Annotated in this window: 25 protein-coding genes and 2 pseudogenes; 21 read left to right on the top strand and 6 right to left on the bottom strand. The window is 41.1% G+C overall.

The features are described from left to right. Positions 1-23 precede the first annotated feature (23 nt). The 3 genes from OKW21_RS18620 (at position 24) to OKW21_RS18610 (ending at position 4,368) form a co-directional block, all read left to right on the top strand. Complete coding sequence (locus OKW21_RS18620) at positions 24-1,571, top strand: sulfatase (protein WP_277481961.1); 1,548 nt, start codon at positions 24-26, stop codon at positions 1,569-1,571. Positions 1,572-2,092: 521 nt separating this feature from the next. Continuing rightward, entirely contained in the window at positions 2,093-2,656 is a 564-nt protein-coding gene (locus OKW21_RS18615) for a gluconate 2-dehydrogenase subunit 3 family protein (protein WP_277481960.1), read from the top strand. Then, positions 2,656-4,368 carry a GMC oxidoreductase gene (locus OKW21_RS18610; RefSeq protein ID WP_277481958.1) on the top strand — a complete coding sequence of 571 codons (1,713 nt, stop codon included), beginning with the start codon at positions 2,656-2,658 and terminating at the stop codon, positions 4,366-4,368. Before OKW21_RS18615 ends, OKW21_RS18610 begins: the two co-directional genes overlap by 1 nt. A 160-nt stretch (positions 4,369-4,528) precedes the next feature. Here the strand turns inward: OKW21_RS18610 and OKW21_RS18605 are convergent, their stop codons facing one another. Next, positions 4,529-5,107, bottom strand: coding sequence for a DUF4251 domain-containing protein (locus tag OKW21_RS18605; RefSeq protein WP_277481957.1), 579 nt, complete (start codon positions 5,105-5,107; stop codon positions 4,529-4,531). 466 nt (positions 5,108-5,573) lie between these two features. Between OKW21_RS18605 and OKW21_RS18600 the strand changes: the two genes are divergently transcribed. Continuing rightward, the gene (locus tag OKW21_RS18600) at positions 5,574-6,314 is read left to right on the top strand and encodes a LuxR C-terminal-related transcriptional regulator (protein WP_277481955.1); all 741 of its coding nucleotides are present in this window, start codon (positions 5,574-5,576) and stop codon (positions 6,312-6,314) included. 218 nt (positions 6,315-6,532) lie between these two features. On the opposite strand, the pseudogene OKW21_RS18595 reads toward OKW21_RS18600, so the two are convergent. After that, positions 6,533-6,775, bottom strand: a pseudogene (locus tag OKW21_RS18595) (hypothetical protein); the annotation flags it as partial. A 57-nt stretch (positions 6,776-6,832) separates the two neighbouring features. After that, positions 6,833-6,991, bottom strand: a complete 159-nt coding sequence (locus OKW21_RS18590; protein WP_277481951.1) for a hypothetical protein — start codon at positions 6,989-6,991, stop codon at positions 6,833-6,835. 738 nt (positions 6,992-7,729) lie between these two features. On the opposite strand from OKW21_RS18590, the gene OKW21_RS18585 reads away from it, so the two are divergent. The 16 genes and pseudogenes from OKW21_RS18585 (at position 7,730) to OKW21_RS18510 (ending at position 21,804) form a co-directional block, all read left to right on the top strand. Further along, complete coding sequence (locus OKW21_RS18585) at positions 7,730-8,503, top strand: 2-keto-4-pentenoate hydratase (RefSeq protein ID WP_277481947.1); 774 nt, start codon at positions 7,730-7,732, stop codon at positions 8,501-8,503. Positions 8,504-8,650: 147 nt separating this feature from the next. Next, the gene (locus OKW21_RS18580; RefSeq protein WP_277481945.1) at positions 8,651-9,109 is read left to right on the top strand and encodes a hypothetical protein; all 459 of its coding nucleotides are present in this window, start codon (positions 8,651-8,653) and stop codon (positions 9,107-9,109) included. 484 nt (positions 9,110-9,593) lie between these two features. Further along, positions 9,594-10,550, top strand: a complete 957-nt coding sequence (locus OKW21_RS18575) for an SDR family oxidoreductase (protein ID WP_277481943.1) — start codon at positions 9,594-9,596, stop codon at positions 10,548-10,550. A 27-nt stretch (positions 10,551-10,577) separates the two neighbouring features. Continuing rightward, positions 10,578-11,090 (top strand): hypothetical protein, encoded by a 513-nt coding sequence (locus OKW21_RS18570; RefSeq protein ID WP_277481941.1) that lies wholly within the window; start codon positions 10,578-10,580, stop codon positions 11,088-11,090. A gap of 218 nt (positions 11,091-11,308) precedes the next feature. Continuing rightward, positions 11,309-12,340 carry an aldo/keto reductase gene (locus OKW21_RS18565; RefSeq protein WP_277481939.1) on the top strand — a complete coding sequence of 344 codons (1,032 nt, stop codon included), beginning with the start codon at positions 11,309-11,311 and terminating at the stop codon, positions 12,338-12,340. A gap of 108 nt (positions 12,341-12,448) precedes the next feature. Beyond that, entirely contained in the window at positions 12,449-13,372 is a 924-nt protein-coding gene (locus OKW21_RS18560) for a helix-turn-helix domain-containing protein (protein ID WP_277481938.1), read from the top strand. A 507-nt stretch (positions 13,373-13,879) separates the two neighbouring features. Next, the gene (locus tag OKW21_RS18555) at positions 13,880-14,926 is read left to right on the top strand and encodes a serine hydrolase domain-containing protein (protein WP_277481935.1); all 1,047 of its coding nucleotides are present in this window, start codon (positions 13,880-13,882) and stop codon (positions 14,924-14,926) included. 621 nt (positions 14,927-15,547) lie between these two features. Further along, positions 15,548-16,072 (top strand): hypothetical protein, encoded by a 525-nt coding sequence (locus tag OKW21_RS18550; protein ID WP_277481932.1) that lies wholly within the window; start codon positions 15,548-15,550, stop codon positions 16,070-16,072. Positions 16,073-16,142: 70 nt separating this feature from the next. Beyond that, a pseudogene (locus OKW21_RS32575) lies at positions 16,143-16,292 on the top strand (DUF6090 family protein); the annotation flags it as partial. Between the two features lie 150 nt (positions 16,293-16,442). Then, positions 16,443-16,739 (top strand): hypothetical protein, encoded by a 297-nt coding sequence (locus tag OKW21_RS18540; protein WP_277481930.1) that lies wholly within the window; start codon positions 16,443-16,445, stop codon positions 16,737-16,739. A gap of 162 nt (positions 16,740-16,901) precedes the next feature. Continuing rightward, positions 16,902-17,447 (top strand): cupin domain-containing protein, encoded by a 546-nt coding sequence (locus tag OKW21_RS18535; RefSeq protein ID WP_277481928.1) that lies wholly within the window; start codon positions 16,902-16,904, stop codon positions 17,445-17,447. Between the two features lie 279 nt (positions 17,448-17,726). Beyond that, on the top strand, positions 17,727-17,870 hold the full coding sequence (locus OKW21_RS18530) for a hypothetical protein (RefSeq protein ID WP_277481925.1): 144 nt from the start codon (positions 17,727-17,729) through the stop codon (positions 17,868-17,870). 437 nt (positions 17,871-18,307) lie between these two features. Then, the gene (locus OKW21_RS18525) at positions 18,308-19,030 is read left to right on the top strand and encodes a hypothetical protein (protein ID WP_277481923.1); all 723 of its coding nucleotides are present in this window, start codon (positions 18,308-18,310) and stop codon (positions 19,028-19,030) included. Between the two features lie 129 nt (positions 19,031-19,159). Next, on the top strand, positions 19,160-19,909 hold the full coding sequence (locus tag OKW21_RS18520) for an MBL fold metallo-hydrolase (protein WP_277481920.1): 750 nt from the start codon (positions 19,160-19,162) through the stop codon (positions 19,907-19,909). Between the two features lie 168 nt (positions 19,910-20,077). After that, complete coding sequence (locus OKW21_RS18515) at positions 20,078-21,295, top strand: OprO/OprP family phosphate-selective porin (RefSeq protein ID WP_277481916.1); 1,218 nt, start codon at positions 20,078-20,080, stop codon at positions 21,293-21,295. Positions 21,296-21,315: 20 nt separating this feature from the next. Then, positions 21,316-21,804, top strand: a complete 489-nt coding sequence (locus OKW21_RS18510) for a hypothetical protein (RefSeq protein WP_277481914.1) — start codon at positions 21,316-21,318, stop codon at positions 21,802-21,804. A gap of 9 nt (positions 21,805-21,813) precedes the next feature. Here the strand turns inward: OKW21_RS18510 and OKW21_RS18505 are convergent, their stop codons facing one another. The 3 genes from OKW21_RS18505 to OKW21_RS18495 all read right to left on the bottom strand — a co-directional run bounded on the left by OKW21_RS18505 (position 21,814) and on the right by OKW21_RS18495 (position 24,085). Next, positions 21,814-23,115 carry an FG-GAP repeat domain-containing protein gene (locus tag OKW21_RS18505; protein WP_277481913.1) on the bottom strand — a complete coding sequence of 434 codons (1,302 nt, stop codon included), beginning with the start codon at positions 23,113-23,115 and terminating at the stop codon, positions 21,814-21,816. A 125-nt stretch (positions 23,116-23,240) separates the two neighbouring features. Beyond that, complete coding sequence (locus OKW21_RS18500; protein WP_277481912.1) at positions 23,241-23,606, bottom strand: hypothetical protein; 366 nt, start codon at positions 23,604-23,606, stop codon at positions 23,241-23,243. Between the two features lie 233 nt (positions 23,607-23,839). Continuing rightward, positions 23,840-24,085 (bottom strand): PadR family transcriptional regulator, encoded by a 246-nt coding sequence (locus OKW21_RS18495; protein WP_277481910.1) that lies wholly within the window; start codon positions 24,083-24,085, stop codon positions 23,840-23,842. A 223-nt stretch (positions 24,086-24,308) separates the two neighbouring features. Here OKW21_RS18495 and proB point away from each other — a divergent pair, with 223 nt between their 5' ends. After that, positions 24,309-25,382 carry a glutamate 5-kinase gene (gene proB / locus OKW21_RS18490; RefSeq protein ID WP_277481908.1) on the top strand — a complete coding sequence of 358 codons (1,074 nt, stop codon included), beginning with the start codon at positions 24,309-24,311 and terminating at the stop codon, positions 25,380-25,382. Positions 25,383-25,393 lie beyond the last annotated feature (11 nt).

Raw genomic sequence — 25,393 nt, 5'->3', positions numbered from 1 at the left:
CCAAGATTAAAAAAAGTAACTGTATGCACACAACCTATTATACTTCAGGCTGTAGATCTGCCAGGTTTCTGAAACCAGGCAAATCTTTCAGCTACCTGTTTTATGTAATTACTATTAGTTTAGCCTTATTACATACTTCTACAGCATTATTTGCACAATCTGAGACTTCCACAGAAAATCGTTCGAATGTCCTCTTTATCGCTATTGATGACCTCAACGACTGGCTGGGCGTGATGCAGGGGCACCCGGATACTAAAACTCCACACATGGACAAACTGGCGGAGCGAGGGGTGCTTTTCCAGAATGCCCACTGCCAGGCGCCATTATGTGGCCCCTCACGGGCTTCCATCATGACCGGTCTTCGTCCTTCAACTACCGGGATCTACGGCATGGTTGATGATGAACAAATCAAAGTAGATAATGAGGTCACCTCCGACATCATCCTCTTGCCTGAATACTTCAAGCAGCAGGGCTACCATACGATGGGTATTGGAAAGTTGTTCCATCAACACGCTCCCGATAGCTTGTTTGATGAGTCAGGAGGGCGCTACAAAGGTTTTGGCCCACTACCTGAAGAGCGCTTTGTCTGGGATGGCTTTGGGGGAGAAAACTATGGGCGTACCAGTACCGACTGGGGCGCGTTTCCTGTTGCTGACTCACTCATGCCCGATCAGCAGTCTGCGGAGTGGGCGATAGAACGATTAGAAAAAGAGTATGAGCAGCCTTTCTTTCTGGCGGTAGGTTTCCTGCGTCCGCACGTACCTTTGTATGTACCACAGCCCTGGTTTGAGATGCATCCTGCTGAAGGTTTGACGATGCCACCTTATAAAGCAGATGATTTGGAGGATGTCCCTCCGGTAGCGCATAAGATTAATGATCTGCCCATGATGCCCAGCACCGAATGGGCGATTGAGTCGGGCAGTTGGGGTGATATCATTCAGGCTTATCTGGCCTGTGTAAGCTTTGTTGATGATCAGGTAGGTAAGCTAGTCAACGCACTGGAAGAAAGCCCTCATGCGGAGAATACCATTATCGTATTGTGGTCCGATCATGGCTACCGTATGGGTGAGAAAGGCACATTTGCCAAGCACGCTTTATGGGAAGAAGCTACACAGGTGCCCTTAATTTTTGCAGGAAAAGATATTCCGGAGGGAAAAATAGTAAGTGAGCCGGTAGAATTATTATCTCTTTACCCGACTTTGCTGGAGCTTAGTGGCCTGCCTGCCTATCACAGAAATGAAGGACGCAGCCTTGTGCCACTAATCAGGGGAGAAGCTACAGCAGATGAATGGCATGCCATCACTACCTTCGGCATGAACAATCATGCTGTACGTACCAAAGACTATCGTTACATTCAGTATGAAGATGGGGGAGAAGAATTTTATGACCACAATGTAGATCCGCAGGAATGGAATAATATGGCGGATCATCCCATGTATCAGAAAGCAAAAGCCGATGTAAAAAAGCATTTGCCCCAAATGAATGTGCCCTGGACCAGGCATTCATCTTATACCTTTCAGCCCTATTTTGTAGAGCAGAAAGCCCGCTCTGATGAGGCCCAGAATAAGTAGGTCTTAACGTTTAGTTAAAGAGAATATTTATTCTTAAGTTTTTAGTCTTTTCTGTGCCAATGCTGCCCAGGATGTTGAAAGAGCAAGGGTATTAATCAGCCCTGATTGGTAAATAATACCTGGGCGAAGGAGAATTTTATCGTCCAGATGCGCATGGCTTTGCTTATTCAATCGAGCCATTGGGAGGTGCGGTAGATTATTTTCACCATACCGAGCGGGGAGGAGAGTTTTTGGGTGCTTAATGGAAGGTAAGCATGACTTTTATCGCAATGGCAAAGCGGATTTTACCTGTTTTAGTTTAGCTAACTTTCAATGGGACTTAGAACCGGAATCATACTTTTCTGGAAGGAATGGGTCATGATGGCTTGTTGAGAATTTTTATAATTTTATGAATCAAAGACTGAAAGTACTTACATCTTTGAAAATATGTTATATGAAAAAGACATAAATGTGTAAATTGAAAGCTTTGTTTAAAAATAGCATTAGCCTTGGATATTTGAATATCAGTTAAATTATAAATTATGAATAGACGAACAGCCCTAAAACAGGCGGCACTCTTTGCTGGAGGTATCGCTCTTATTCCTTCCTGCAATTTTGGCCCCGAAAGAGAAGCCGTTGCTCTGGACAACCTGCAACTAGACCTGGACCTTCAGGATTTGCTGGCTAGGGTAATTGAAACTATTATTCCCTCTGCCAAAGAATCTCCCGGTGCAGAATCCTTAAACCTATATCGCTTTGTACTGGTCATGATGGATGACTGCGAGCCTAAGGAAAATCAGGAGACTTTTGTGAATGGATTAAAACAGATTGTTCCTTTTGCCAAAGCGCAGATAGGCCGTGGCTTTGTAGAGGATGATCAGCAGAAAAATGAGGAAGTACTCACCTCCATTTTAGCGATGGAAGAGAGCGAGGAGGAAAAAATGGCTCCCCTGCAGGATATCAAAGCGTTTATCAATCTGGCCAAGCACTATACCATTCAGGGGTATATGGCCTCTGAGTATATCATGACTGAAAAATTCCCCTATAAACTGGTGCCCGGCCCTTACCAGGATTGTGTTTCTACTGAAGGTTTAATTGTAATGTAATGGCAAATTTAAATATAGACAGCAAACAAGAACGTACGTACGATGCTATCGTCATCGGCTCAGGAATCAGCGGTGGCTGGTCAGCCAAAGAGCTATGTGAAAAAGGATTGAAAACATTGGTGCTGGAAAGAGGCAGAAATGTAGAGCATATCAAAGATTATCCTACTACGAATATGCTACCCTGGGAATTTGAGCACCGGGGAAAAATAAAGCAGGAGGTAGAAGAAGAAAACCCGGTGGTAAGCCGCTGTTATGCTTATAGAGAAGACACCAAACACTTCTTTGTCAAAGATACCGAACACCCTTACGTGCAGGAAAAGCCTTTTGACTGGATCAGAGGCTATCAGGTGGGTGGAAAGTCCCTGCTATGGGCACGTCAGACCCAGCGGTGGAGCAAATATGATTTTGAAGGCCCGGCCCGTGATGGGTTCGCGGTAGACTGGCCTATCCGTTATGAGGATTTAGCCCCCTGGTACAGCCATGTAGAGAAGTTTACCGGCATCGCAGGAAATAAAGACGGGCTCGATAACCTGCCTGATGGAGAATTTCTGCCCGCCTGGGAGCTCAACTGCGTGGAAAAGTACTTCAAACAGCAGCTGGAAAGCCAGTACAAAGGCCGTAACCTCATCAGTTCCCGTTGTGCCCACCTGTCGCAGCCGCAGGCGATACATCTGGAGCAGGGCAGAGGGCAGTGTCAGAACAGAGCGCTCTGTCAGCGAGGTTGTCCTTTTGGTGGATACTTTAGCAGCAACTCCTCTACCTTACCCTGGGCGGCCAAGACGGGTAATATGACGCTTCGCCCGCATTCGGTGGTACATTCTATTATTTATGATGAGGAGAAGGGGAAAGCTACCGGCGTACGTGTGATAGATGCCGAAAGCAAGGAGATGATAGAGTTTTATGCGCAGATCATTTTCGTCAATGCCAGTGCTTTGCATACCAATCACCTGCTACTTAACTCTACTTCCAATCGTTTTCCTAACGGATTGGGCAATGACAATGGACTACTGGGCAAATATGTGGCATTCCATAACTATCGCGCCCGGATCTCTGCCGAATACGAAGGGCAACTGGATAGTGCTACCGTGGGCAGGCGTCCTACCAGCGGTTATATTCCTCGCTTCCGCAATGTGTATGCGCAGGAGACAGACTTTTTAAGAGGATATGCATCAGGCTTCAGTGCCGGACGCCGGGTAGAGAGAGATTATGATGGCTTAGGCAGTTCGCTGAAAGAAAATCTGCTTAACCCTGAGTGGGGGAACTGGCGTGTGGGTTCACATATGATGGGCGAGACCATTCCTAAAGAAAGTAATTATGTGGCATTAGATACTGAGCAGAAAGATGCCTGGGGTATTCCTTTACTTAAGATCAATGTAGAGTATGATGACAATGACGATAAGATGGTAGAAGACTTTAAGGAGCAGTTTACCGAAATGTATACCAAAGCCGGCTTCACTAACATCAGGACGAGTGACAGCCATCAGGCTCCGGGACTGGATATCCATGAGATGGGCGGTGTACGTATGGGCCATGATCCTAAAACTTCGCTGCTGGATAAGTGGAACAGACTGCATGCCTGCAAAAATGTGTTTGTGACTGATGGTGCCTGCATGACCTCTACCAGTACGCAGAATCCTTCGCTTACATATATGGCTTTTTCTGCCAGAGCCGCTGATTTCGCAGTGCAGGAAATGAAAAAGCTCAACATATAAGCTTATTAATCCTCTTTATAAGCCTTCCTTTGTATAAGGGAAGGCTTTTTTATTGCTTAAATATTAAATCTAAGCTAGGGTAGGGTTAGCAGGTATAAAAAAAACGGATGAGCCTGCGGGCTCATCCGTTCCATTTTTAACCACTAAAAGATTTAATGGATTATCCGAATATCGTCTGGCCTTCGTAAATCACTGAATCATCCAGGCTGTTCAACTGACCGGAAAACGTAACTCTGTTACCCCAGTTGTCTCTGAAAGTAGCACGTGCATTGTTTTTTCCGGAAAAAGACATATTCAAGGTGCCGTGTCCTAATGCAGTAGTGCTGACCTGTGCAGAAATTCTAACAGGCTTCTTTTCACTTCCTTCCAGAATTTCATAATCCAGGATTTTACCGTTTAAGGTAATGCCTCCCAGCCCATTATAGCCGAAATGTCCGTTGGGAGCGGCAGTCTGCAGTACCATTCTGTCACCGTCAATCATGATAAAGCTGTTGGCTACCATGTTATAACGGTTCATATAACGGTCATACAAGGCGTCAGCCTCCAACACAAAAGTTTTGTTCTGTGCCAGATTGTAGGCCTGTTCTTTACTGCGCTCCATAGCAAGTGCTTTCATGCGTTTCTTCTCCATGCGCTCCTGCTTCCTGGCTTCTCTTCGGTCCTCTTTAGACTGTGCGGAAACAGTACCTGCCATAAAGAACAATAATATTGCTGTAATATATATATGTATATTTTTCATGTTAACTCCTATTTTGTCTACCATAATAACGTGGCTCAGGCACATATAATTCACCTGATTGTAAATAATAATCCACAAAAATGAATATAGATAAATTCTATAAATATGCTGTGATACAAATTTTTACTTTGAATAGTTGTATAATCAAAAAAATTAGTAGAGTGAAATATTTGGCAGTTTATAGGGGTGTTTAAGTGTCAACAAAGCGCTCTATGCTTTATTACCCCCATTATGCGGTAAATTAGCTGCAATTTTCCCTAAAAATACTTATTCCCTAGGGTGTTTTCCACCTTTTTTATAGCACCTGCTGCTTTTTCCAATACTATATTTTGCAAATTCTCTAATTAATGATATATTATACTTATTATAACAATTTATTGTATTATATGGATATCTGCAGTCCCTCAAAACCGAGGATATTGTAGGTTTCCAAATTGTCAGACTTTCACTATCAACCTAATCAACTATGTCCTCGTTTTGCCAGCTTCAACAGTGTTGGGAGAAACAGGCTTTCGTGTCTCCCCACACCATTTCCAGTCCCTCATGGAAGCCCATACCCGGAGGAATTGGAAATAGTTTCAGTTACATTTATGATCACGTACACTCGATTTACCAGCACATTGACAAAAGTATTTACAGGATACTCGGCTACACGCCTGAAGAAGTGATGTGCGAAGGTTTGCGGTTTCTGGATCGCGTCATGCACCCTGAAGAGCATGAGCCGGTCATGAAGCTGATGCTTAAGGCATGGCAACTGATCTTAGATCAGCCTGCTGCCTTCAGGAAGGAATATAATATGAATATTGACTATCGCCTGCAGCATGCGGATGGGGGCTGGGTGCACCTGATACAGCAAAACCATGTGTTGAGCACAGACAATATCGGCAACATTGTATACAGTGCAGGCATTTGTTATGATATTTCGCACTGGCAGAAAACCTCTCCTCCCACCCTGAGCCTTTATCATCAGAACACCCTGATTGTGCGTTGGAAAGCGGAGCCTCCTATCGTCGTCAACGCCATCAGCAGGAGAGAAAAGGAGGTGGTGCGGGAGGTTTGTAAGGGCAAAACCTCCTGCGAGATTGCCGATGAGTTATGCATCAGCAAGCATACGGTAGATACACACCGCAAAACCATCATGCGCAAGCTTGGTCTCAAAGGTACGCCAGCGCTGGTGCAGTTTGCCCATCAGTACCAGTTGATTTAAAGGTAAGCCCTGCTTTTAGAGCGTAGCCGGCGTAAATTTGGCTTTGCCATGAAAAAAATCAGCAGGTTTACAGAAAACAAGAAGCAAAAGCAAGGCTGGATGCTCTGTTCCTCCTCCAGCAGTTGTAGATAAAGAATAGACAGGAAAAGTTGAACGGCTTACTCTCAAAGCAGTCTGAGACTGGCATAGCCGGGAAAACCGTTCAGGCTTTTGCGCTTTTACTGCTTTTGCAGAAAGCGTACCCTTATGCCAAAAGCTTCCAGCTTCTGAGGGTGGTCTTTGAGCGCCAGACGTGCCGCGGCATGAAACTCCTTAATCAGGCTTTTCAATTGACGCAGGGCTTGGTTTCTTCCCTCCGTATTTTCTTCTGCCTCTCCTTTTTTTCGCATCCGGTCTTTGCGCAGACTCATAAGGGCTTTTACCGACGCTTTGGCCTGCTCCGGTTCAGCCGCGCTGATACCATGGGGTTCAAGCTAGTCGGTATATGATATGGTTAGGTTGTAAAAATGATGCGCCTGTTAAATCCATTTCCACTTATTGGTATTGATTGCTTTAGGAAGGAAAGAACGCAACAAGGCAGGCTCATTCCGAAAAACAAAGCGTACTGCTGTCACATAATCTTTAAAGACAGGGCGGAGGGTATCTACTTCCCTGTCTATCTGTTCTGATATCAGCATGCTCTGCTGGTAGTCACCTAAATATATTTCCTATGGATGGTAGATCAGGACAAATTAAAATCCAGAACAAAGTGAGTAGTTCAAGGGATATCAGACAATAATACATGCGTAATTTTCTGATGATCAGATTATTAAGCGCTGAAAAACAGTGCTCAATGAGGCTTGTCAGCTCAGTGCTGCATAGGGAAAAGTAAACTATATTTACATATACCTTGCTTTCAACTGAAAAAAAATGGGAGATACTTACACTTAAGTGATTCATTCGGGAAGAATAGTCAGTTAGCAGGCATCCATAAGTCATGCTTCCGAATGAAAAAATCACTTATGGGTAACACCTCGCTGGAAAAAAGGCTTAGCAGCCCCTGATAGCTGTGTGTGCTGATTAGAAAAATGACTTAGAGGGCAGCAATACAGCAGACTTTTAGGAGAAAAATTGATATATTCTGACTGCATGAAAGGAAGACCGAAGCTAAGCCTGAGAGATAGCGGAAAAAAAGGGCTGGCTTATGAAAACTGTATACCTCAAGCGGCTAGGTTGAAGTAAAGCTTATAAGTGTTGATAAACGTTTATATAAGTATGATAATGGATAAACTAAAAACGCATTTTTTTTAAGCATCACCCGGAAAAAGCATAGTAATCAACTTCATATTGAAGCTTGTATAATGTAAATAAACATAAGTCTGATGTGTTTATTCGGATGTTGTGTATCATAAAAAAATATTAAAGTACCTTTGAAGATGATCGAATCCATAGCAAACGATTTTTATCACTCATTTTACGAAAAGGAATGGAATGGTGAGGAAACCTTAGTAGGAAATCTTTCGATTAAAGAAGCTTATGAAGTACAGGACTTGGTAACGAAAAGAAGAATAGAATCTGGAGAAACTCTGGCAGGATTTAAAGTAGGGTGCACAAGCAGCTCGATTAGGAGACAGTTTGGTTTAAGTGAGCCGATTAATGGAAAGCTATTTTATCCACACACGACAGAAAATCAAGTAAATATTGATTGGAGCGATTACATTAACTGTGCTATTGAACCAGAAATGGTCTTTAGAATCGGGAAAAATCTTGAAGGGAAAAACCTTTCAGATAAGGATCTTATAAGTGCGATTGACTATATCAGTCCTGGAATTGAAATCCATGAATACAATTTTTGGATTAAACCACCGACCATTCAAGAACTAATTTGTACTGGAGGCATTCATACTGGACTTATTATAGGAAACCAAAGAGTTTCTCCTGAAGGTCTGCAATTCAAAGATGAGAAGTTTACGGTTTATAAGAATAATTCCTTCATAATGTCTGCACCTGCTTCAGAGATTATGGGAGGTCCTCTTCACTCATTACGATGGTTGGTGAATTTTCTAACCGATAAATGCTTGTCTTTAGAAAAAGGAAACTTGGTAATCCCAGGCTCTCCTGTTGAACTCGTAAATATTGATCAGGATACTAAGTTGAAAGTTGTGATTGATAATGTAGGAAGTGTAACTGCAAATTTTGAGAAAAAATAACCGAATAGATTGGGTAGAAGAGTTCTCATATTTTATTTGAATATGTTGTGATTAAAAATAACGCTACGCAACAACACCTAAAAAATCATTGCCATCCTGCGGGATGGCAACGCTTTTTAGCCTAACCGTTGCAACAATCAGAAACAAATGAACAGAGAAGATAAAAGATTTAAATTTTGGCAAAAATGGTTGACCTATGCAAATGTTTTGACAATTGCAGTTGGACTATTGGTAGCTTTTGCTGGAAACTCTTTTTTCTTTGAAATACACAATAATTACACAAAAGATGTTTTCCTGAACGGAAATGAATTTGAGACAAATATTTTAGCATACAAGAACTGGCTATTCGGAATTATTGGCGGAACTATTGTTGGATTTCACATTCTGATGGTAATGATTTCGGAGAATTCATTTAAGAAAAAAGAAGTGTGGGCCTACAAAGCAATGTGGTATGGACTTTTATCTTGGTTCTTAATAGATAGTGGAATTTCAATTTACTATGGTGCAGTTCATAATGTAATTCTAATCAATATTGTTGCGCTGATGTTGATTGGAATTCCCTTGATTATGACACAAAAAGAATTTAATAATAGAGCCAGCAGCTAACAAGTTATAAAACGGCAATATGGGCTAATCGAACACCCTGAGTTAATAACTGAACGTTGGGTACAAGGCAGGAATGAGACGGGTGCCCTGATGCATTTACCTGAAAAATAGGCTTAAAACGAAGAAAAATTCATTGAACCGGTTCTTCGTAGATAGGTCAGTGCAAGTTTGATGTGAATTTATTTTGTTTCCCCTCGTGCCAATCTTAATCAGCTTTAGTTCAAAATTTAAGTCCCGCCTACAAACAGCACATTTCCAAATCACGCAAACCAACCCACAAGCCAAAGTTTACAAAACCTGCCTGCCGGCAAAGCTGGGAGCTGCTTCATTTCTAATGCCCCCTTGTATTAATTGATATTTAAGTTGTTGCTACACAGAAAAACTACTTCCTGCTAAAAAGTATACAACTTTTGCCAAAATGTTTAAGTGGTAAACATCCTTTATGAGCGAACTTTGTACCATGATAATTTTATTAAAAAACTGAATGATGAGTACTAGAAACAAATTTGGAAAGAAGGGATGGACACCCGAGAGCATTGGGTCTCTTAAAGGTAAAACATACCTTATAACAGGTACTACAAGCGGAACAGGATTTGAAGCTACTCGGATACTGCTGTCCAAGGGCGCAAAAGTGGTGATGTTAAACCGTAATGCAAAAAAATCAGATGATGTCATTGCGACTTTGAAAAAAGAACTCGGTAATAATATAGACGTGTCATATATACGTATGGACCTGGCAGAACAGGCTTCTGTACGAAAAGCAGCGGAAGAGGTACTTGAGAAAGTGACACGTATAGATGCATTGATGTGTAATGGTGCTATTGCCCAGGTACCCAATCAGAAGCTTACTGTTGATGGCTTTGAAAGTCAGCTTGGCGTGAACCACTACGGCCATTTCACCCTGCAAGCTCTGCTGTTCCCACGGATTGAAGAATCCAAAGGACGTATCGTGACTGTAGGTAGTATGGGGTATAATTTAGGTATTAAAACCATACAGTTTGACGATATGAACTGGGATAAAAACTATAGTCCTAATGGTGTATATAGTCAAAGCAAATTAGCGCAGATCATGAGTGTCTACGAATTACAGGACCGACTGAAAAAAGCGGGTAAGACTGGTGTCAAGGTTTATGCTTGTCACCCAGGTGCTTCCAGAACCTCACTGATTAAAACCAGCGGTAGTTTAATGACAAGATTCATTTGGCAACTGATGAAGTTATCTCCAATGGTACAATCGGCTGAAAAAGGTTCCTATCCTGAACTTATGTGTGCCACGGAAGACGATTTGGACCAAAAGGGTTTTTATGGTCCTACAGGACGAGGTTATTTTAAGGGACCTGTTGGTGAATGCAAACTAGAGCCGCATGCTTTGGATAAGCCTGTAGCGGAGAAGCTGTGGGATTTGTCAGAAAAAGAAACCGGTGTAAAGTGGAATATTTAATTAGAAAACTGTTAAAATCATAAAAAAATGGAAATATTAAAAACAGCCACTGAGTGGGCAAAAGCCGAAGTTTTCTCCACACGATTCTTCATCTTTTTCGCGATTTTGTTTTTAACCGCGAGCGTTGGGTTTTGGCAGCTCGGCAAAACCGAAATGGCAAAAGCTTACATCATCCCGATGCTGGTAGCAGGTGCTTTACTGTTGACCATAGGACTTGGATTATTCTATACCAATAAATCAAGAATCACCCAATTTGAAACTGCCTACAATCGTGATGCCTCGGCTTTTGTAGCATCAGAAATTGCCCGTGCCGAAAGCACTTTAAACGAATATAAAACCATAGTTTTTACAGTGATTCCGTTAATTATCGCTGCCTGTGCCCTGGTCATTATATTCATCAATACGCCTATATGGCGGGCAAGTATGATTACAACTATTGCCATGCTGGTGGTTATTTTATTGATTGACGGTACAGCCCATGCCAGAATTGAAGCCTATAACAAGGAATTGGTATTAGTTGAAAAACAAGAAAAAAAATAACGGTTTGCCATTTCCTCAAATGCAGCTCCACAGCCCATAATTCGTTAAAAACTGCCTCTAATGCCTAAGGTGATAATTCCCATATTCTTGATTGCCGAACCCTAAGATTGAGTACTACAAAAATGTATACATCATCTACCAAAATGTTTAAGTGATATCCAGTTGGTGTGCACTTACTTTGTATCCTAATAATTTTATCAAAAACTAAAAATTTATAAATGATGAAATACAAAAGTTTAGGCAATACAGGATTGTATGTTTCGGAGTTGACACTCGGAACCATGACCTTCGACAAAGAAGGTGGAAGTTACTCAGGAATGATTGGAGCAACCGGACAGGAACTGGCCACAAAAATGGTTAGTCTGGCATTGGATGCGGGCATTAATATTTTTGATACTGCCAATGTTTACAGTTCAGGTGAATCGGAAATTATGCTTGGAAAAGCCTTGGGCGATAAAAGGAAAGATGTGCTTATTGCAACCAAGGTGTATAGCACCATGACTACCGGACCCAATGACCTGGGTACAAGCCGTCTTGCAATTATGCGTGAAGTGGAAGCCAGTTTGAAGCGTTTAGGAACAGATTACATCGACCTTTACCAGGTTCATAGTTTTGACGCAACAACACCACTCGAAGAAACATTGAAAGCCTTGGATGACCTGGTTCATCAGGGCAAGGTGAGATACATCGGACTTTCCAATTTCAGTGCATGGCAAATTGCCAAAGCCGATGGACTTGCAAAATTATTAGGCACTGAAAAATTCTGTTCGGTTCAGGCTTATTATTCATTAGTGGGTCGTGAACTGGAAAGGGAAATTATACCTGCATCCATGGATCTGGGGTTGGGAACTTTGATTTATAGCCCCTTAGCCGGAGGTTTTTTGAGTGGAAAATATACTCGTGATGGTGAAGCTTCAGGGCGAAGAGCAAATTTTGAATTTCCACCGGTTGAAAAGGAACAGGGTTTTGATGTGGTGGATAAACTGAAGGAAATTGCAGAAAGCAAGAATGCTTCTGTTGCCCAAATTTCATTGGCCTGGTTGCTTCACAAACAAGGTGTTACCAGCGTAATTGTGGGGGCACGAAAGGAAGAACAGCTAATTGATAACCTGGGTGCTACAGATATTGCGTTAAGTGATGAAGAAATAAATCAATTGGATGAGGTGAGCGCTTTACAACCAGAATATCCTCAATATTTCCCCCCTCAGAATCGTGGAGAAAGCTTATTTAGCCGCTTTCAAAACGATTAATGATTTAAACATTTATTTATAGATCAGCATCTTTGGTTTGCTGTTGTTAAAGAAAGGTAACATTGGTGGCCAAAGATGTTCTTATAGTTTTACATTAACTTTGTTCCGATGATTGATATAAACTTTAAAAATATTACGGAATTTAACAAGGCTCAGAATTTACCTGAACCAGAAAACCCCCTATTTAGCATAGGGCATAAAGAGTTAAATGCTGATGAAGTTGAAAAATGTATATCCAGCCAGGAAGAAGCAAGTTACACGAATCAGTTCTATCTTATCAGCTTGAAAAACATTGTATCAGGAGAAATTATTTATGGCCGCACAAAGTATGATTGCAGCACCGGCACCTTATTGTTTTCCTCACCGAATCAGACATATACAGTAAAAGATATAGTGGTAAGTTCAGAATCCTGGTTTATTGCTTTTCACGAAGATTTTATTCGTGGACTGGATATTCAGAAGCGGATCAAAAATTACAATTTCTTCAATTACAACGTAAACGAAGCATTGCACCTTTCTCCAAAAGAAGAAAAAATTATCAAACTTATTTTTAAAGGGATTGAAGCAGAATATAATAACAATCAGGATGAATTTAGTAAAGACATAATGATATCACACCTTGAAGCTTTGTTGAAATATGCTGATCGTTTTTATAAGCGCCAGTTTCTGAATCGTGAAGACATTAATAAAGCTCTCTTTACTCGTTTCAAAGAAATACTGGATGAGTATTTTGAATCGGGCAAATTGGAAGAAAAAGGAATCCCAACGGTAGATTGGTTGGCAGGTCAGTTAGGTGTGAGTCATCGATATATGAGTGACACCATTAAAGCTGAGACAGGAAAAACAGCCGTTGACCAAATTAATTTGTATTTGGTAGAAGAAGCAAAGAATCTATTACTTGCACCAAACGCCTCAATCTCTGGCACAGCTTATAAACTGGGCTTTGAATATCCACAATATTTTTCACGCCTTTTCAAGAAGAAAACAGGGCTTAGTCCGAAAGAATATATTGAAAATGCATCAATGAATTAATTTCAGGCCCTGTTTACTCAAGTAAACTTTTATTTTCAAAGGTATGCGTAATTGCCAATGCAATTGTAAGCACATTGGCAAGTCGCACAAGCCACGCTCAGACCAAATGATTGCGGTAAGCGAGAGCAGAAGCAAGTTTACTTAAACATTGCCGAGCAGAGCAATAATCAGCAAGGCTAAACTTACCAAAGCGCTTACAAAGCCAGCCCGTGTAACCGTCTTGCAGGACGGTTTTAGGGTTGCCCACCCACCAAAGCAAAATAAACTCTGTGCACCGCCGCAAGTTGGTTCAGGTTGACTTGGAAATATAAATAGCTGATATTCTGAGTTATGAAAAGAAAACCCACTTGCAACAATGCTGTCATACCTAATGTGGGAAAGTGCTATATTTGTAACTTAAAGCAATAAATAAACGGAGCACTGTTTTGATTGTCAGGAGCTTTAAGTCCCGCACTAAGCATACAGCTGTCCGTTACCATCAATGCTAAAACCAACAACCAAGCGGGTATGACTGAAAAGGAAAAATCTTTACAGACCGTTTTAGATAAAAGAGTGGATAGTAAAAAAGTATTCGGAATATCATTTGCCGTTAAAAAGGACAGTTTAGTTTGGCATGGTACTTCCGGAAACTTATCCAAAGCCCAGCCTTACTTCATTGCAAGCACGACTAAATTATTTACGACTGCAATAATTCTAAAACTAAAAGCAGAAAGCATATTAAAACTTGATGACAAAATCAGCAACTACATAGACAAAGCTATTTTATCAGGTTTGCATGTCTACAAAGAGAAAGAGTATTCAAAAGAACTTACTATTAAACACTTACTCGCTCACACATCAGGACTTCCTGACTACTTTCAAGCTAAAGGAGCAAATGGGAAAAGTTTGGAAGACGAATTGATAAATGGCAATGACCAATTTTGGACATTTCAACAAGCGATTGAACGAGCTAAAAAGATGAGTCCCCTTTTTGCTCCGGGGAGTAAGAATAAAGCAAATTATTCAGATACAAACTTTCAGTTATTGGGTGAAATCATTGAAATCCTAACCAACAAGTCATATTCCGAAAACTGCAAGGATTTAATCATTAACCCACTTGCGCTGACAAACACCTATTTATATCAAGACCCAACAGACAATACACCAAAGACTCTTTATTACAAAAACGAGGAACTCAGCATACCAAAAGCAATGACCTCTTTTAGAGCGGATGGAGGCATAGTATCAACATCAGAAGATATGCTTATTTTTATTGAAGCATTTTTTACTGGAAAGTTGTTTCCCTCTTCATTCATTGACGAATTGAAAAAATGGAACAGAATATTTTTTCCAATGCGCTCTGGAATAGGATTACATTTATTTAAACTACCTTGGATTTTCAATCCAACCGCTGCAGTGCCTGACTTCATCGGACATTCAGGACTTTCTGGCTCATTGGCATATTATAGCCCAAAAGAAAACATCTATATTGCTGGAACGGTAAATCAGGTGGCACATCCTGATATTTCGTTTAATACTATGATAAAACTGACACAAATATTAAGGAAAAAATAGAAAGCACAGGTGTAAAGAATGTATATGAAATCATAGCTCCCTGCCGGATACTACGCTTCACGTACTAAACGTTAGGCGCAGTATACATGAAATAAAAAATTAAATGGTCTCAACTATTTTATGGGTTACTGGAGTATTACTAGTCCCAGGAATATTCCTGATGAATAGGAAGGTATTAAATGAAGAATGAAATCAGGATATCTTATGGGGAATCACAATAGCTATGTTTTTAGTCGGTGTTTATGCAATCTACGCCAACAAACCTGACTTCAGATCCTGAATTCTTCCCCTTTTAGGATTTGCGCTTTGCAGAGGAATGAGAAAGTTCTTTATCAAAATATTCAAGAGAGAATGGGATGATATGACATTTAAATGGTTCGTAGATTTTGGTGAAGATTGATTCTTTAACTTTACGTATTTCCGATTTACTGTAGTGGTACCGATAGTTTATTTTGGGAATTATTTAAAATAATATGTCTAACATTCTGCAAGCGCTATGCTTCGGGCGATGTCCTCGCTAATGCATGCAGTGGCCGTTGTGATTTATGAATTAAACAAAAAAGTATATACTTCATTTCTTTAATATTCTTGCTCTGTACAGGCTGCAACAAGAAATATGAAATGCTTGAGGAACAAGTACTTAATGATGTATTGAATGCCTTTTTGGTAAAATATCAGATAGACTTCACAAATGTTCCACTACCTGAATCGATAAATGTTCTTAAAAGTAGAATAACTAACGATACTACCAATTTAGGGGTTTATGTTTCTGATGCACTGCTTCCCGTTGCACAGCTTAAAGAGGATAATAAATGGATGTTTTTTGGAGAATTATCTAACAATCCTAAATTCAAGGAAATCGTAAACTCTAGAAGATTTGAGAATTTGTTTTATAGAGAGTTTTACAAAAACAGATTGCAAATTTTAGAACCATATGTGCAACTTCTTGAATCAAACCATAGGATTAAATCTGATAAACAATATTCAATCCTTTCTTTTTCAAGAGTTTGTTTTGATGAAGAAATGGAAAATGCTCTACTGGTAATTCATTATGAAAGAGGATTTGAGACGGGTAGCATGAGTGGCTATTATGGGGCAATACTTGTTGAAAAAAGAAAAGGAAATTGGGAAATTGTAGAAAGATAAACAAAGCACAACAAGGGCATAGCCGCTATGCTCGGCCGAAGTGCTTTTTTAAGACAGATCAAAATAACCAATAACAAAATTCATTATAAGAATCAGACAAAATCTACTTTCAGAATGCAAAGTTGGTAAGTATCTAAAATATGCTATCGGAGAAATTGTTCTTGTAGTTCTTGGAAGTTTGATTGCGCTTCAGATTAATAATTGGAACCAGTCAAATCAAATTGAGGCTAAAGAAAGAAAGATACCATGGCACGATTCTCTTAGTAACCATTTTTGGGAACTACACACTTGGAGTTTCAATCTATTTTATCAGTTGTTTTTGATAAGCCGTGTAGTAAATAGTGAGGAAATTCTATCAAGCCAACGACTGTTGTCAAAGCTGAAAATTTCCAGTTTCAAACGTCTAAACTTAGCGGTTTTTCAATTACCATTTTGGTCAGTTTATTGGGAGAGCGTAGATGCCATTAAAGAAAGCCCTATAATTTATGGAGGAATAAATTTATTGATATTTATAATGCTGGCCTATGTGGCATATTGGCTCTACCAACAGCTGAGTTATACAAACAAGGAATCAAAGGTTAGGGATTTTTTTCTGTCGGGGAGCGAATGGGAACCCCTTCTTAAATCAGCGGAAATATTGGAGCAGATCAAAGAATACGAAAAATAGAGCTAACATCAACTTTTAGCAGATGTGAACTGATTGCTCGGAAATAAAGGTATTGCAACAAATCAGCATTTGGTACAAAGAGTAAAGAATCACTTTCAAAATCACGCACTTTTTTTCGTCTGAGTGTTATCAGTAATTGTTAGGAATTGCTAAATTAACTATATGAAAACCCTTTTTCCACACACGATTGAAAATACAACAGGAGAAAAAATAACTTTTTTGAGAATTACCGTTAAAGATGGGATTGAATATCTTGAAGGAGAAAATGAAGTCAAGCCTAAGGCTGGCCCTCCTATGCATGTGCACTACAAGCAAGACGAATCTTTTACAGTAACTTCAGGAAAACTAGGTTATCAAATCTGGGAGGAAGAAAAAAAATACGCTGGCCCCGGTGAAACAATATTATTCAAGGCTGGTATTCCACATAAATTTTGGAATGCTGGCAGTGATATATTGCGTTGCACAGGATATATCAGTCCTGCCGGTAACTTAGACTATTTTCTTACACAAATCTTCAAGTCATCTAATGAAAATGGCGGCCAGCCAGGCATCTTTGATGCAGCGTTTCTGCTCAGGAGATATAAGTCTGAATTCGGTATGTCGGAGATTCCGCAATTTGTTCAAAACGTAATTTTTCCTATGATCTTGTTTGTGGGTATAATCATTGGGAAGTATAAAAAATTTAATGACGCACCACTACCTATGTGAAAAAAACGTCAACCTTATGGCCCGCCTGCAGCATCTGCCTTTGGTAGATACACCAAGCAAGAGGCAGATTATCACTTAGAAGAGATTCAAAGCTGTTTTTTCATTAAAAAATATACAATTCTTTTAGGAAGGTGTATGCCAAGAAGTCATAATATGGATTAACTCATCGTAGTCTGCTATATATGTAGATAGGGAGTATTTACAGTCAAGATAATACCATTGTAATTATGCTACGCGAAACTGTTTTTCTTATCCATAATATTAATCAGTTGCAAACTCATGGACAAATTAAAACGAGAAGAGGGGTTTATTGATGTTGATGGCGGTAAAGTGTGGTATGAGATAAGAGGTGTAGAGCATAATACACCAATGATCATGCTCCAAGGAGGACCGGGCGCTCCAGTCATTACCTCAAACCCTTAGCAGAACTGGATATTGACCGGCCTGTCATTTTTTTTGATCAGTTAGGTTGCGGTCGGTCTGATCGCATTATAGATACTTCATTGATGACCCTTGAACAGTATGTCGCTGAATTAAAGGAAGTGATCAGTTACTTTGAATTGAACGATTTTATCATTCTCAGACAGTACAATACTACCATAACTTGATTCCAAATTCTCAGTAACATCAAATGCTGCGCACATGAGCATGCATGACAATCCACGAGAAGATATAACAGTCATTGCAAACTTTCTTGGCGAATTGGAAAGTAAAGCAGACAGAAGTAGTTACCAGAAAATAGAGATTTTGTGTTATACAAGGGAAAACCGTAATTTTAAAATGCCGTGCTACGCAGGAATTCTCAGGGTTAAAGCTCCTGCCTGCGGCTTACTTGAATCAATCGTTGAACCTACAATCCTATGACTGATGAAAGACTGAAAATCTGGATTGACCTTGGTAAATGGGCGGTGGTATCGGTAGGTCTGGTCATCATGACCACCATCATTAATGCTGGCTTTAAGGACCGTGAAGTGGGCATCAATGAGATCAAAGAATATGATAAATATGTCTCATTGGTCACTGACAATACAAAAATCTCTGAAAGAAGGTTGCTGGCTCAGTATTTTGCCCACATTACACCCTCTGAGAAATTGAAAGAAGGCTGGGCTTTGTATTTCAAAACTGTTGACGAAGAATACAATAAGCTTATGGAGATGAGGGAGCAGAAACAAATGCAACTTGCCGAACTTAAGAAGTCTTCAGACAGCCTGACGATACCTTCCCCGGAAATACAAAAACTGGAAAGGGAAATAGAGAGTATAGACCATGAACTTACGCCTACCTTCAGAAAAGAAACTAAGGCCAATGACTATGAGTCGGCATTGCGTTGGGAAGAGATAGGTTTTGAAAACATCATTAATAAAAATCTGGACCAGGCGATTACTGCATTTGAGAATGCAGAACTAAGCTATAGCTCTTTTCATCAGGTATATGAGATAGCCCGCTTTCTAAGAAGTAAAAGAAACTCAGGAGAAGTACAGAACGATAGCTTCTGGCAGGAAGTTTTTCAGACTCTTCTGAGTGATTACAGCTGGAAAATGCCTGAAGCGAGCAGAGCCCGACTCTCAGAGCTGACGCAATAAATATTGAAAGTGAGGAAAGGAAGGATGCAGTGAAGAGCTTGTTGATCGTTTGTACATAAAACTCAACAAATAGCACTAGATTGAAGTTACATACTGGACTTTATAAGCCTTTAAACCAAACTATCTACTATGAAAATACTTTGCAGCTTGGTAAGCATGATGTTAGTCTCCGGATTGTTGACCGCCCAGGATAAAATCTCCACTGATCAAGGAGATCTTACGGTCAATCCTGTGCTACACAGTACGATGGTGCTGGAGTGGGATGACAAAACAATTTACACTGACCCTTATGGCGGAGCAGAAGCTTTTTCCTCATTTGATGCTCCTGACCTCGTACTGATCACTGATATTCATGGAGATCATTTGAATGCGGAAACCTTATCCGCTTTAGATCTTTCAGCTACAGAGCTAATTGCCCCTCAGGCGGTGATTGATCAGCTGGGAGATGTGACATTTAAAGAAACTCATGCCCTGGCCAATGGAGAAGAAACCAATTGGCAGTCTATTGGCGTAGAAGCAGTGCCCATGTATAACCTACCAGAAACCGAAGATTCCCGTCATCCTAAAGGCAGAGGAAACGGCTACATACTCTCAATGGGAGGCAAGCGTATCTATATCTCCGGCGATACCGAAGATATCCCTGAGATGCGCGCTTTAGAAGACATAGATGTAGCTTTTGTCTGCATGAACCTGCCTTATACCATGGACATTAAGCAGGCAGCGGATGCTGTGCTGGAATTTAAACCTGATGTTGTATATCCTTTTCATTTTCGCGGGGGTGGCGGACAGTTTAGTGATGTAGAAGCGTTCAAAAAACTGGTAAATGAAGGAGATCAGGACATAGAAGTCCGACTAGGTGAATGGTATCCGGCCAATTGAGTACCTGTAAGCAGGTAGAGGGCTACTGAGTTCAGCCAAAAAATTTATATTTTTATTTCCAACAGCATGGAGATACCTGCTGGGTTTGGCTAAAGCAGCTCAAACTCATTTTTTTTATTTTTTTGCCTGAAAATAGCATAGGCAACAACTATTATTTACGTCTATTCCATGATTATTAAACTATGCACAAGTTTAGTATGTGCTTTTTGCGTATGCACTTTTCACGCTGCCCTGGCTTTTCAAGATAAAGGTAGCCTTGAAAAAGATTCGCTGGCTACGCAGATTGAGTATACCTCAAAAGGCTTTCAGTTTACAGCACCTAACAACAAATTTCAGTTGCAGATCGGAGGCAGACTTCAGTTCAGGTTTGCCACGCCTAACGATCAGGACCCGATCACGTTTGCGGACTTTGACCCGGAACGGAAAACGGTTTTTAAAATCAATCGCGCACGTCTGAAGGTAGGAGGGCATACCTTTCACCCCTGGCTGAGGTATTATTTTGAGTACGAATTAGGGGCTTCAAGGTTGCTGGACTTCAGGTTCATGATAGAGAAATGGCCCTGGCTGAGTTTTAAATTAGGCCAATGGAAGACTGAGTATACCCGGGAGAGGGTAATTTCCAGCGGCAATCAGCAAATGATGGAACGCTCTATCATCAACCGTCCCTTTACCGTAGACAGGCAACAAGGGATCTCGGTATATGGACATATTCAAATGTCTAAAGTAGCCGACTTTAACTATAACCTGGCGGTGCTTACCGGAACGGGCATCAATGCACGTGTAAATGATGACGAAAACCTGATGTATACTGCCCGTGTTCAGTGGAATTTTTTAGGAGAAGCAGTACCCATGATTGGCTCAGACCTGGAAGTTCGCGAAGAACCTCTGGCTTCAGTGGCAGTGGCTGGTGTAACCAACAGGAGTAGGTATACCCGATTTTCTTCTTCAGGAGGAGGAAACCTGACTGATTTTGAGATAGGGGAAGCCGGTCAGTATAGCGTAAACCAGTGGTTATTTGAGACGGCCTTCATGTACCGTTCATTCAGCTGGCATAGTGAGATGCACCTAAAAAACATAGATGATCATATAAATCAAACATTTACTCAATTGAGAGGAGGGTTCTGGCAGGCAGGCTATGTGCTGAATCACGAAGCTGCCACTACGAAGCCACTATTTGAACCAGCATTTCGTTATGCGATTTTCCAGCCCTCTATTGGTTTTCCTCAATATGCCAGAGAAGAGTTTTCTTTAGCCTTAAATTGCTTCTTCAGCAGACATGCGAATAAGCTGACTGCAGATGTAACTTATTTTGAATTTGAGGAAGGTGAAGTGGATACCTCTCATCAAAGCTGGCGATTTAGGGTACAGTATGAAGTTTCCTTTTAAATTTGCACAAAAAGTATTTTATGAAGTATCAGAAACCTTATATCATACAGTATGTTGGCTTCCAGACCGGCCTGGATGAAGACACCTTTTTACAAAGCTGGTCGCCCTTTGCCAGCAGCATTAAATCAGCTGGTATTGAGAAAATAGATATATATACTGTCCAGAAAAAAGAAGTACTTACTTACATTTCTCGTAATGTATGGCCGGCAGAGGCATTTTTGAAAAACTTTCCTACGGGAGTACCGGGAGCAGCACGCACACAGGATGTGGTAGTATTACAGTTTGGCGGATACTGGCTGCGGGAGGAGGAAATTGATCGCCCGGATGATATGCTGCTGCTTTTCCAGCGCACTCCCTTTGCCCTTGAAGAAAAAGAAGATATAAGCAGAAGCAGGGTAACTGAAAGTGTACCTTTTCAGCAAATGCTGGTGTTGTCTGATCCTAAGCAGGAATACTCTTCTACCAATAAGCAGTTTGCCTTTTACTGTTCACACCTCAAAAGCTTATAAAAAGAAGAGTCAGGGTGAAGCAATCATCCAGTAACTCACATGGGTATTCATAGCATTGAATTTCTGCGGCTGGATTTCATCAGCGGCATAGATTACTGTTTTACCTTCAAGCTTTTTGGGTAAGATGCGCATTTCGTGTACGCCCCAGCCCTCGGAAAAGACAGTTTTGTCAAACTGCATATTTCCCTGATTGATATAGGCGTAAATTTTAGGATTAGGATTATAAGGAAAATCCCAACCTCCGGCAGTCATTTCACCAACCAGAAAATCAGGCTTTTCATCTCCATTCAGGTCCAGCACCACCAGGCTGTGAGGCGCATCCAGGCCACTGTCAATAGGATGTTGACTCCAGGTACTTTCTAGTTTTCCGGTTTCAGGGTCAAAGAGGCTTAGGCGGGCATCAGGAATTTCTGCTTCAGAGACTACAATTTCCAGCCTGCCGTCACCGTCAAAGTCAGCTACCCCATGTTTGTTCATGCCTGCCCATTGCCAGTCATCATTTTCCCAATTACCAAACTGATGAAATTCCCAGTTGTCCTGCGCAGGATTTTCAGGAGCTTCAATCCAGAACATGCCACTCACGATGTCTGGTCTCCCATCATCATTGATGTCAATGATTTCTATGCCTGACTGATTCCTGTGGGGAAAAGAACCTATATGGTAAGTGTTCCATGCCTGTGCCGGATCTTCAGGAACGACAAACATATACATCTCTCTTCTGGACTTATTGGCAATGACCGCTTTGGTTTGTTCTCCTTCAGCATTTTCAAAAATATAAGGCTCAATGTCGTGAGGTGCGGAAAAGCCCTGCTCCCAGAGGCTGGCGATTTCGTATCCTTGCCAATGTTGTTTTCCCTCCACTTCATCAAACCACATCAGCTTGGCATTTTTGAGGTTAGAAATATGTCCACGGGCTACTACAATTTCATCTACACCATCACCATCCAGGTCCATTGCACAACCTCCGTTGGAGTACCTATGCTCCGGGTTCTCTTGGACTACTACTTGCTTTGAAGCTGAACCCATAGGCCATTCGGTAATGGGGGTGCGTCCCCAACCCACCAGCTTATCACCATCTGCTCCCTTACGGTAGACCAGGTTAGCCAGATGCTGTGCTCCCAAATGTCCGATGATGATATGCTCAGTCTCAATCTCATCAGATGCTTGCTCTATCTGTTCATTTGTGGATTGCGTTGTAGAAGCCGGAGACTCGCAGCTACTACTAACACCGGAAGTGAATAGAAGTAAGAGAAAAGTAAGTGAGACCTGTACAAAATAGCTCAATGTGTAAATAGGTTGTTGTGTTCTCATCGTATGTTAAACTCGCTTGATCAGTTAAAAAAGATCGCTGCTTACTAAGCTATAAAAAAGTGCGAGTTAAGCCAATTCTGTAGTCAGAACTGCAATAGCAGCATGGAAATAATACCCTCAGCTCCTTATTCAACTGACTTTTTGTACATATTGAAGAATAGAAAGGGAAGAAAGCCAAAGGCAAAGAGGACAGCTCCTAAAATCATTAATATGGTGGCGCCCTGTAAATGTAACAGCTTGAAGACTACCGAAAAACCTGTTAAAAAGGCACTGGAAAAGCCAAGAATGAGTCTGATTTTTTCCGGCAATGCCTGACTGATATTTACCTTGTAACGATCAATTGCCAGCAAGGGCAAAAAAATTAATACAAAAGCTAAAATTCCGTAATTAAACATATTAAGCCCTCCCGGCCAATGTAAAATGATAAACAAATAGCCGATACTCACACTCATAGAAGACAGCAAGCCGATTGCATACATAATCTTTTTCATACGAATAATTTTATTAAAGTTTAATAGAAAAGAGGGTTTCACCTTGTATTCTACTCAACCCATCATGGCTGAGCTGAACGATAGCTTTATCCTAAGCTGCAGTAATACTCTTTCCTTTCGTGCTCAATTACGCAACAAATATGATCCAGCAGGTTATCTTTCAGGCTATCCAAAGTGTTACTTGTCTTTTGCTATTTGCTCACTACTGCTTTCAGGCTGTTCATCTGTCAGTCTTATGCATTAACAGTATTGAACTGAGGAAAAACAATGTACTGAATAGTTTTCAGAAATTCGTGTAATTCAGCGAACTGAGCCTCTTTCTGCACTTCTCCCTGCCGGGTGAGTTTATAGTATGTACGAACCCGTTTACCAATATAAACTTTTTCAACTTCTAAAAACCCATCGTCAAGCAGTTTGTGCAGGGCAGGATAGAGCGCGTGCTCTTTAATCAACATTTTATGACCTGATATGTCCTTCACTTTTTAGGTGATTTCATATCCATACCTTTTCCTCTCATCAGCGAGGCGCTTCAGGGTAATAGTGATGAGTGTACCTTTGATCAGCTCACTTGAGTTCATCAATAAAATATACAAAGACCGACCATACATCAATATTCTATGGATTAAAATTTCACGATCTCTTTTCAAATACATTTGCCGGAAAATGATTCTTTATACCTTTGTTAAGGTAAAATATATAGCCTTGAGAAATCATAAAGTAGTCGTCAAAATTGGTTCTAACGTCATCACCCGTAGCAATGGTGAAGTCAATACAGGTCTTTTGCAGTCACTCTGCAGTCAGTTGGCCAGCCTGCATCAGTTAGGGTATTCACCTATTCTGGTTTCTTCGGGCGCAGTGGCAGCGGGAAGAGGAAGGTTTAATTTGGAGAAAAAAACAGATCCCGTTACCCAGCGACAACTATTGGCAGCAATAGGCCAGACTCATCTGATGAACACCTATAGCCGCATTCTGATGGAATTTCAGCTTAGCTGCGCTCAGGTATTGGTAACCAAAGAAGATTTTCGTGACCGCATGCATTACCTCAACATGCGCAACTGCCTGGAAGGCATGCTGGCCCATGGGGTAGTCCCCATCATCAATGAGAATGATGTAGTATCTGTCACCGAACTTATGTTTACTGATAATGACGAACTTGCCGGACTGGTTGCCGCTATGGTAGATGCTCCGACGCTGATTATCCTTTCCAATGTGGCAGGGATCTATGATCGTAACCCTAAGGAGCCTGAGGCGCAATTGCTTAAAACGGTAGATCGTAGCATGGATTTAAGCGAGATGGTAAGCATGGAGAAATCAGACTTTGGCCGGGGGGGAATGCTTACCAAAGCTGCTATGGCACAGAAGCTGGCTGATATGGGAATAAGTGTTCACATTGCGGGAGGTCATACTGAGCGTATCATTGAGCGTATTGTAAAAGGAGATGAAGTAGGCACCCGTTTCATCCCTGAAAAGAAAGTAACCGGCGTAAAACGTTGGCTGGGCCATGCCGTAGGCTATGCAAGTGGTGGTGCCTGTGTAAACGCCGGAGCCAAGAAAGCTTTGGTGAATTCTGAAAGGGCTACCAGCTTATTACCTGTCGGCGTGGTGAAGATAGAAGGGGAGTTTGAGAGAAACGATATTATCAATCTTAAGGACGAAGCAGGGCAGAGCTTTGGGCTGGGCAAAGCACAGTATGACGCAGAACGAGCCAGACAACTGATGGGAAATCAGGGACAAAAGCCCCTGGTACATTATGACTATCTGTATTTGTTTCCTTGATGAGCAAAATG

This window comes from Catalinimonas alkaloidigena, assembly GCF_029504655.1.
Classification (GTDB): Bacteria; Bacteroidota; Bacteroidia; order Cytophagales; family Cyclobacteriaceae; genus Catalinimonas; species Catalinimonas alkaloidigena.
The sequence above is the reverse complement of the archived record's forward strand: the minus strand, read 5'-3'. Positions and strand labels throughout refer to the sequence as shown.

Bases quoted from the DNA above. Each gene is read 5' to 3' on its own strand.
- OKW21_RS18620 (WP_277481961.1), top strand. From the start codon at position 24: ATGCACACAACCTATTATACTTCAGGCTGTAGATCTGCCAGGTTTCTG.
- OKW21_RS18615 (WP_277481960.1), top strand. From the start codon at position 2,093: ATGAATAGACGAACAGCCCTAAAACAGGCGGCACTCTTTGCTGGAGGT.
- OKW21_RS18610 (WP_277481958.1), top strand. From the start codon at position 2,656: ATGGCAAATTTAAATATAGACAGCAAACAAGAACGTACGTACGATGCT.
- OKW21_RS18605 (WP_277481957.1), bottom strand. From the start codon at position 5,107: ATGAAAAATATACATATATATATTACAGCAATATTATTGTTCTTTATG.
- OKW21_RS18600 (WP_277481955.1), top strand. From the start codon at position 5,574: ATGTCCTCGTTTTGCCAGCTTCAACAGTGTTGGGAGAAACAGGCTTTC.
- OKW21_RS18590 (WP_277481951.1), bottom strand. From the start codon at position 6,991: ATGCTGATATCAGAACAGATAGACAGGGAAGTAGATACCCTCCGCCCT.
- OKW21_RS18585 (WP_277481947.1), top strand. From the start codon at position 7,730: ATGATCGAATCCATAGCAAACGATTTTTATCACTCATTTTACGAAAAG.
- OKW21_RS18580 (WP_277481945.1), top strand. From the start codon at position 8,651: ATGAACAGAGAAGATAAAAGATTTAAATTTTGGCAAAAATGGTTGACC.
- OKW21_RS18575 (WP_277481943.1), top strand. From the start codon at position 9,594: ATGATGAGTACTAGAAACAAATTTGGAAAGAAGGGATGGACACCCGAG.
- OKW21_RS18570 (WP_277481941.1), top strand. From the start codon at position 10,578: ATGGAAATATTAAAAACAGCCACTGAGTGGGCAAAAGCCGAAGTTTTC.
- OKW21_RS18565 (WP_277481939.1), top strand. From the start codon at position 11,309: ATGATGAAATACAAAAGTTTAGGCAATACAGGATTGTATGTTTCGGAG.
- OKW21_RS18560 (WP_277481938.1), top strand. From the start codon at position 12,449: ATGATTGATATAAACTTTAAAAATATTACGGAATTTAACAAGGCTCAG.
- OKW21_RS18555 (WP_277481935.1), top strand. From the start codon at position 13,880: ATGACTGAAAAGGAAAAATCTTTACAGACCGTTTTAGATAAAAGAGTG.
- OKW21_RS18550 (WP_277481932.1), top strand. From the start codon at position 15,548: ATGCTTGAGGAACAAGTACTTAATGATGTATTGAATGCCTTTTTGGTA.
- OKW21_RS18535 (WP_277481928.1), top strand. From the start codon at position 16,902: ATGAAAACCCTTTTTCCACACACGATTGAAAATACAACAGGAGAAAAA.
- OKW21_RS18530 (WP_277481925.1), top strand. From the start codon at position 17,727: ATGGACAAATTAAAACGAGAAGAGGGGTTTATTGATGTTGATGGCGGT.
- OKW21_RS18525 (WP_277481923.1), top strand. From the start codon at position 18,308: ATGACTGATGAAAGACTGAAAATCTGGATTGACCTTGGTAAATGGGCG.
- OKW21_RS18520 (WP_277481920.1), top strand. From the start codon at position 19,160: ATGAAAATACTTTGCAGCTTGGTAAGCATGATGTTAGTCTCCGGATTG.
- OKW21_RS18515 (WP_277481916.1), top strand. From the start codon at position 20,078: ATGATTATTAAACTATGCACAAGTTTAGTATGTGCTTTTTGCGTATGC.
- OKW21_RS18510 (WP_277481914.1), top strand. From the start codon at position 21,316: ATGAAGTATCAGAAACCTTATATCATACAGTATGTTGGCTTCCAGACC.
- OKW21_RS18505 (WP_277481913.1), bottom strand. From the start codon at position 23,115: ATGAGAACACAACAACCTATTTACACATTGAGCTATTTTGTACAGGTC.
- OKW21_RS18500 (WP_277481912.1), bottom strand. From the start codon at position 23,606: ATGAAAAAGATTATGTATGCAATCGGCTTGCTGTCTTCTATGAGTGTG.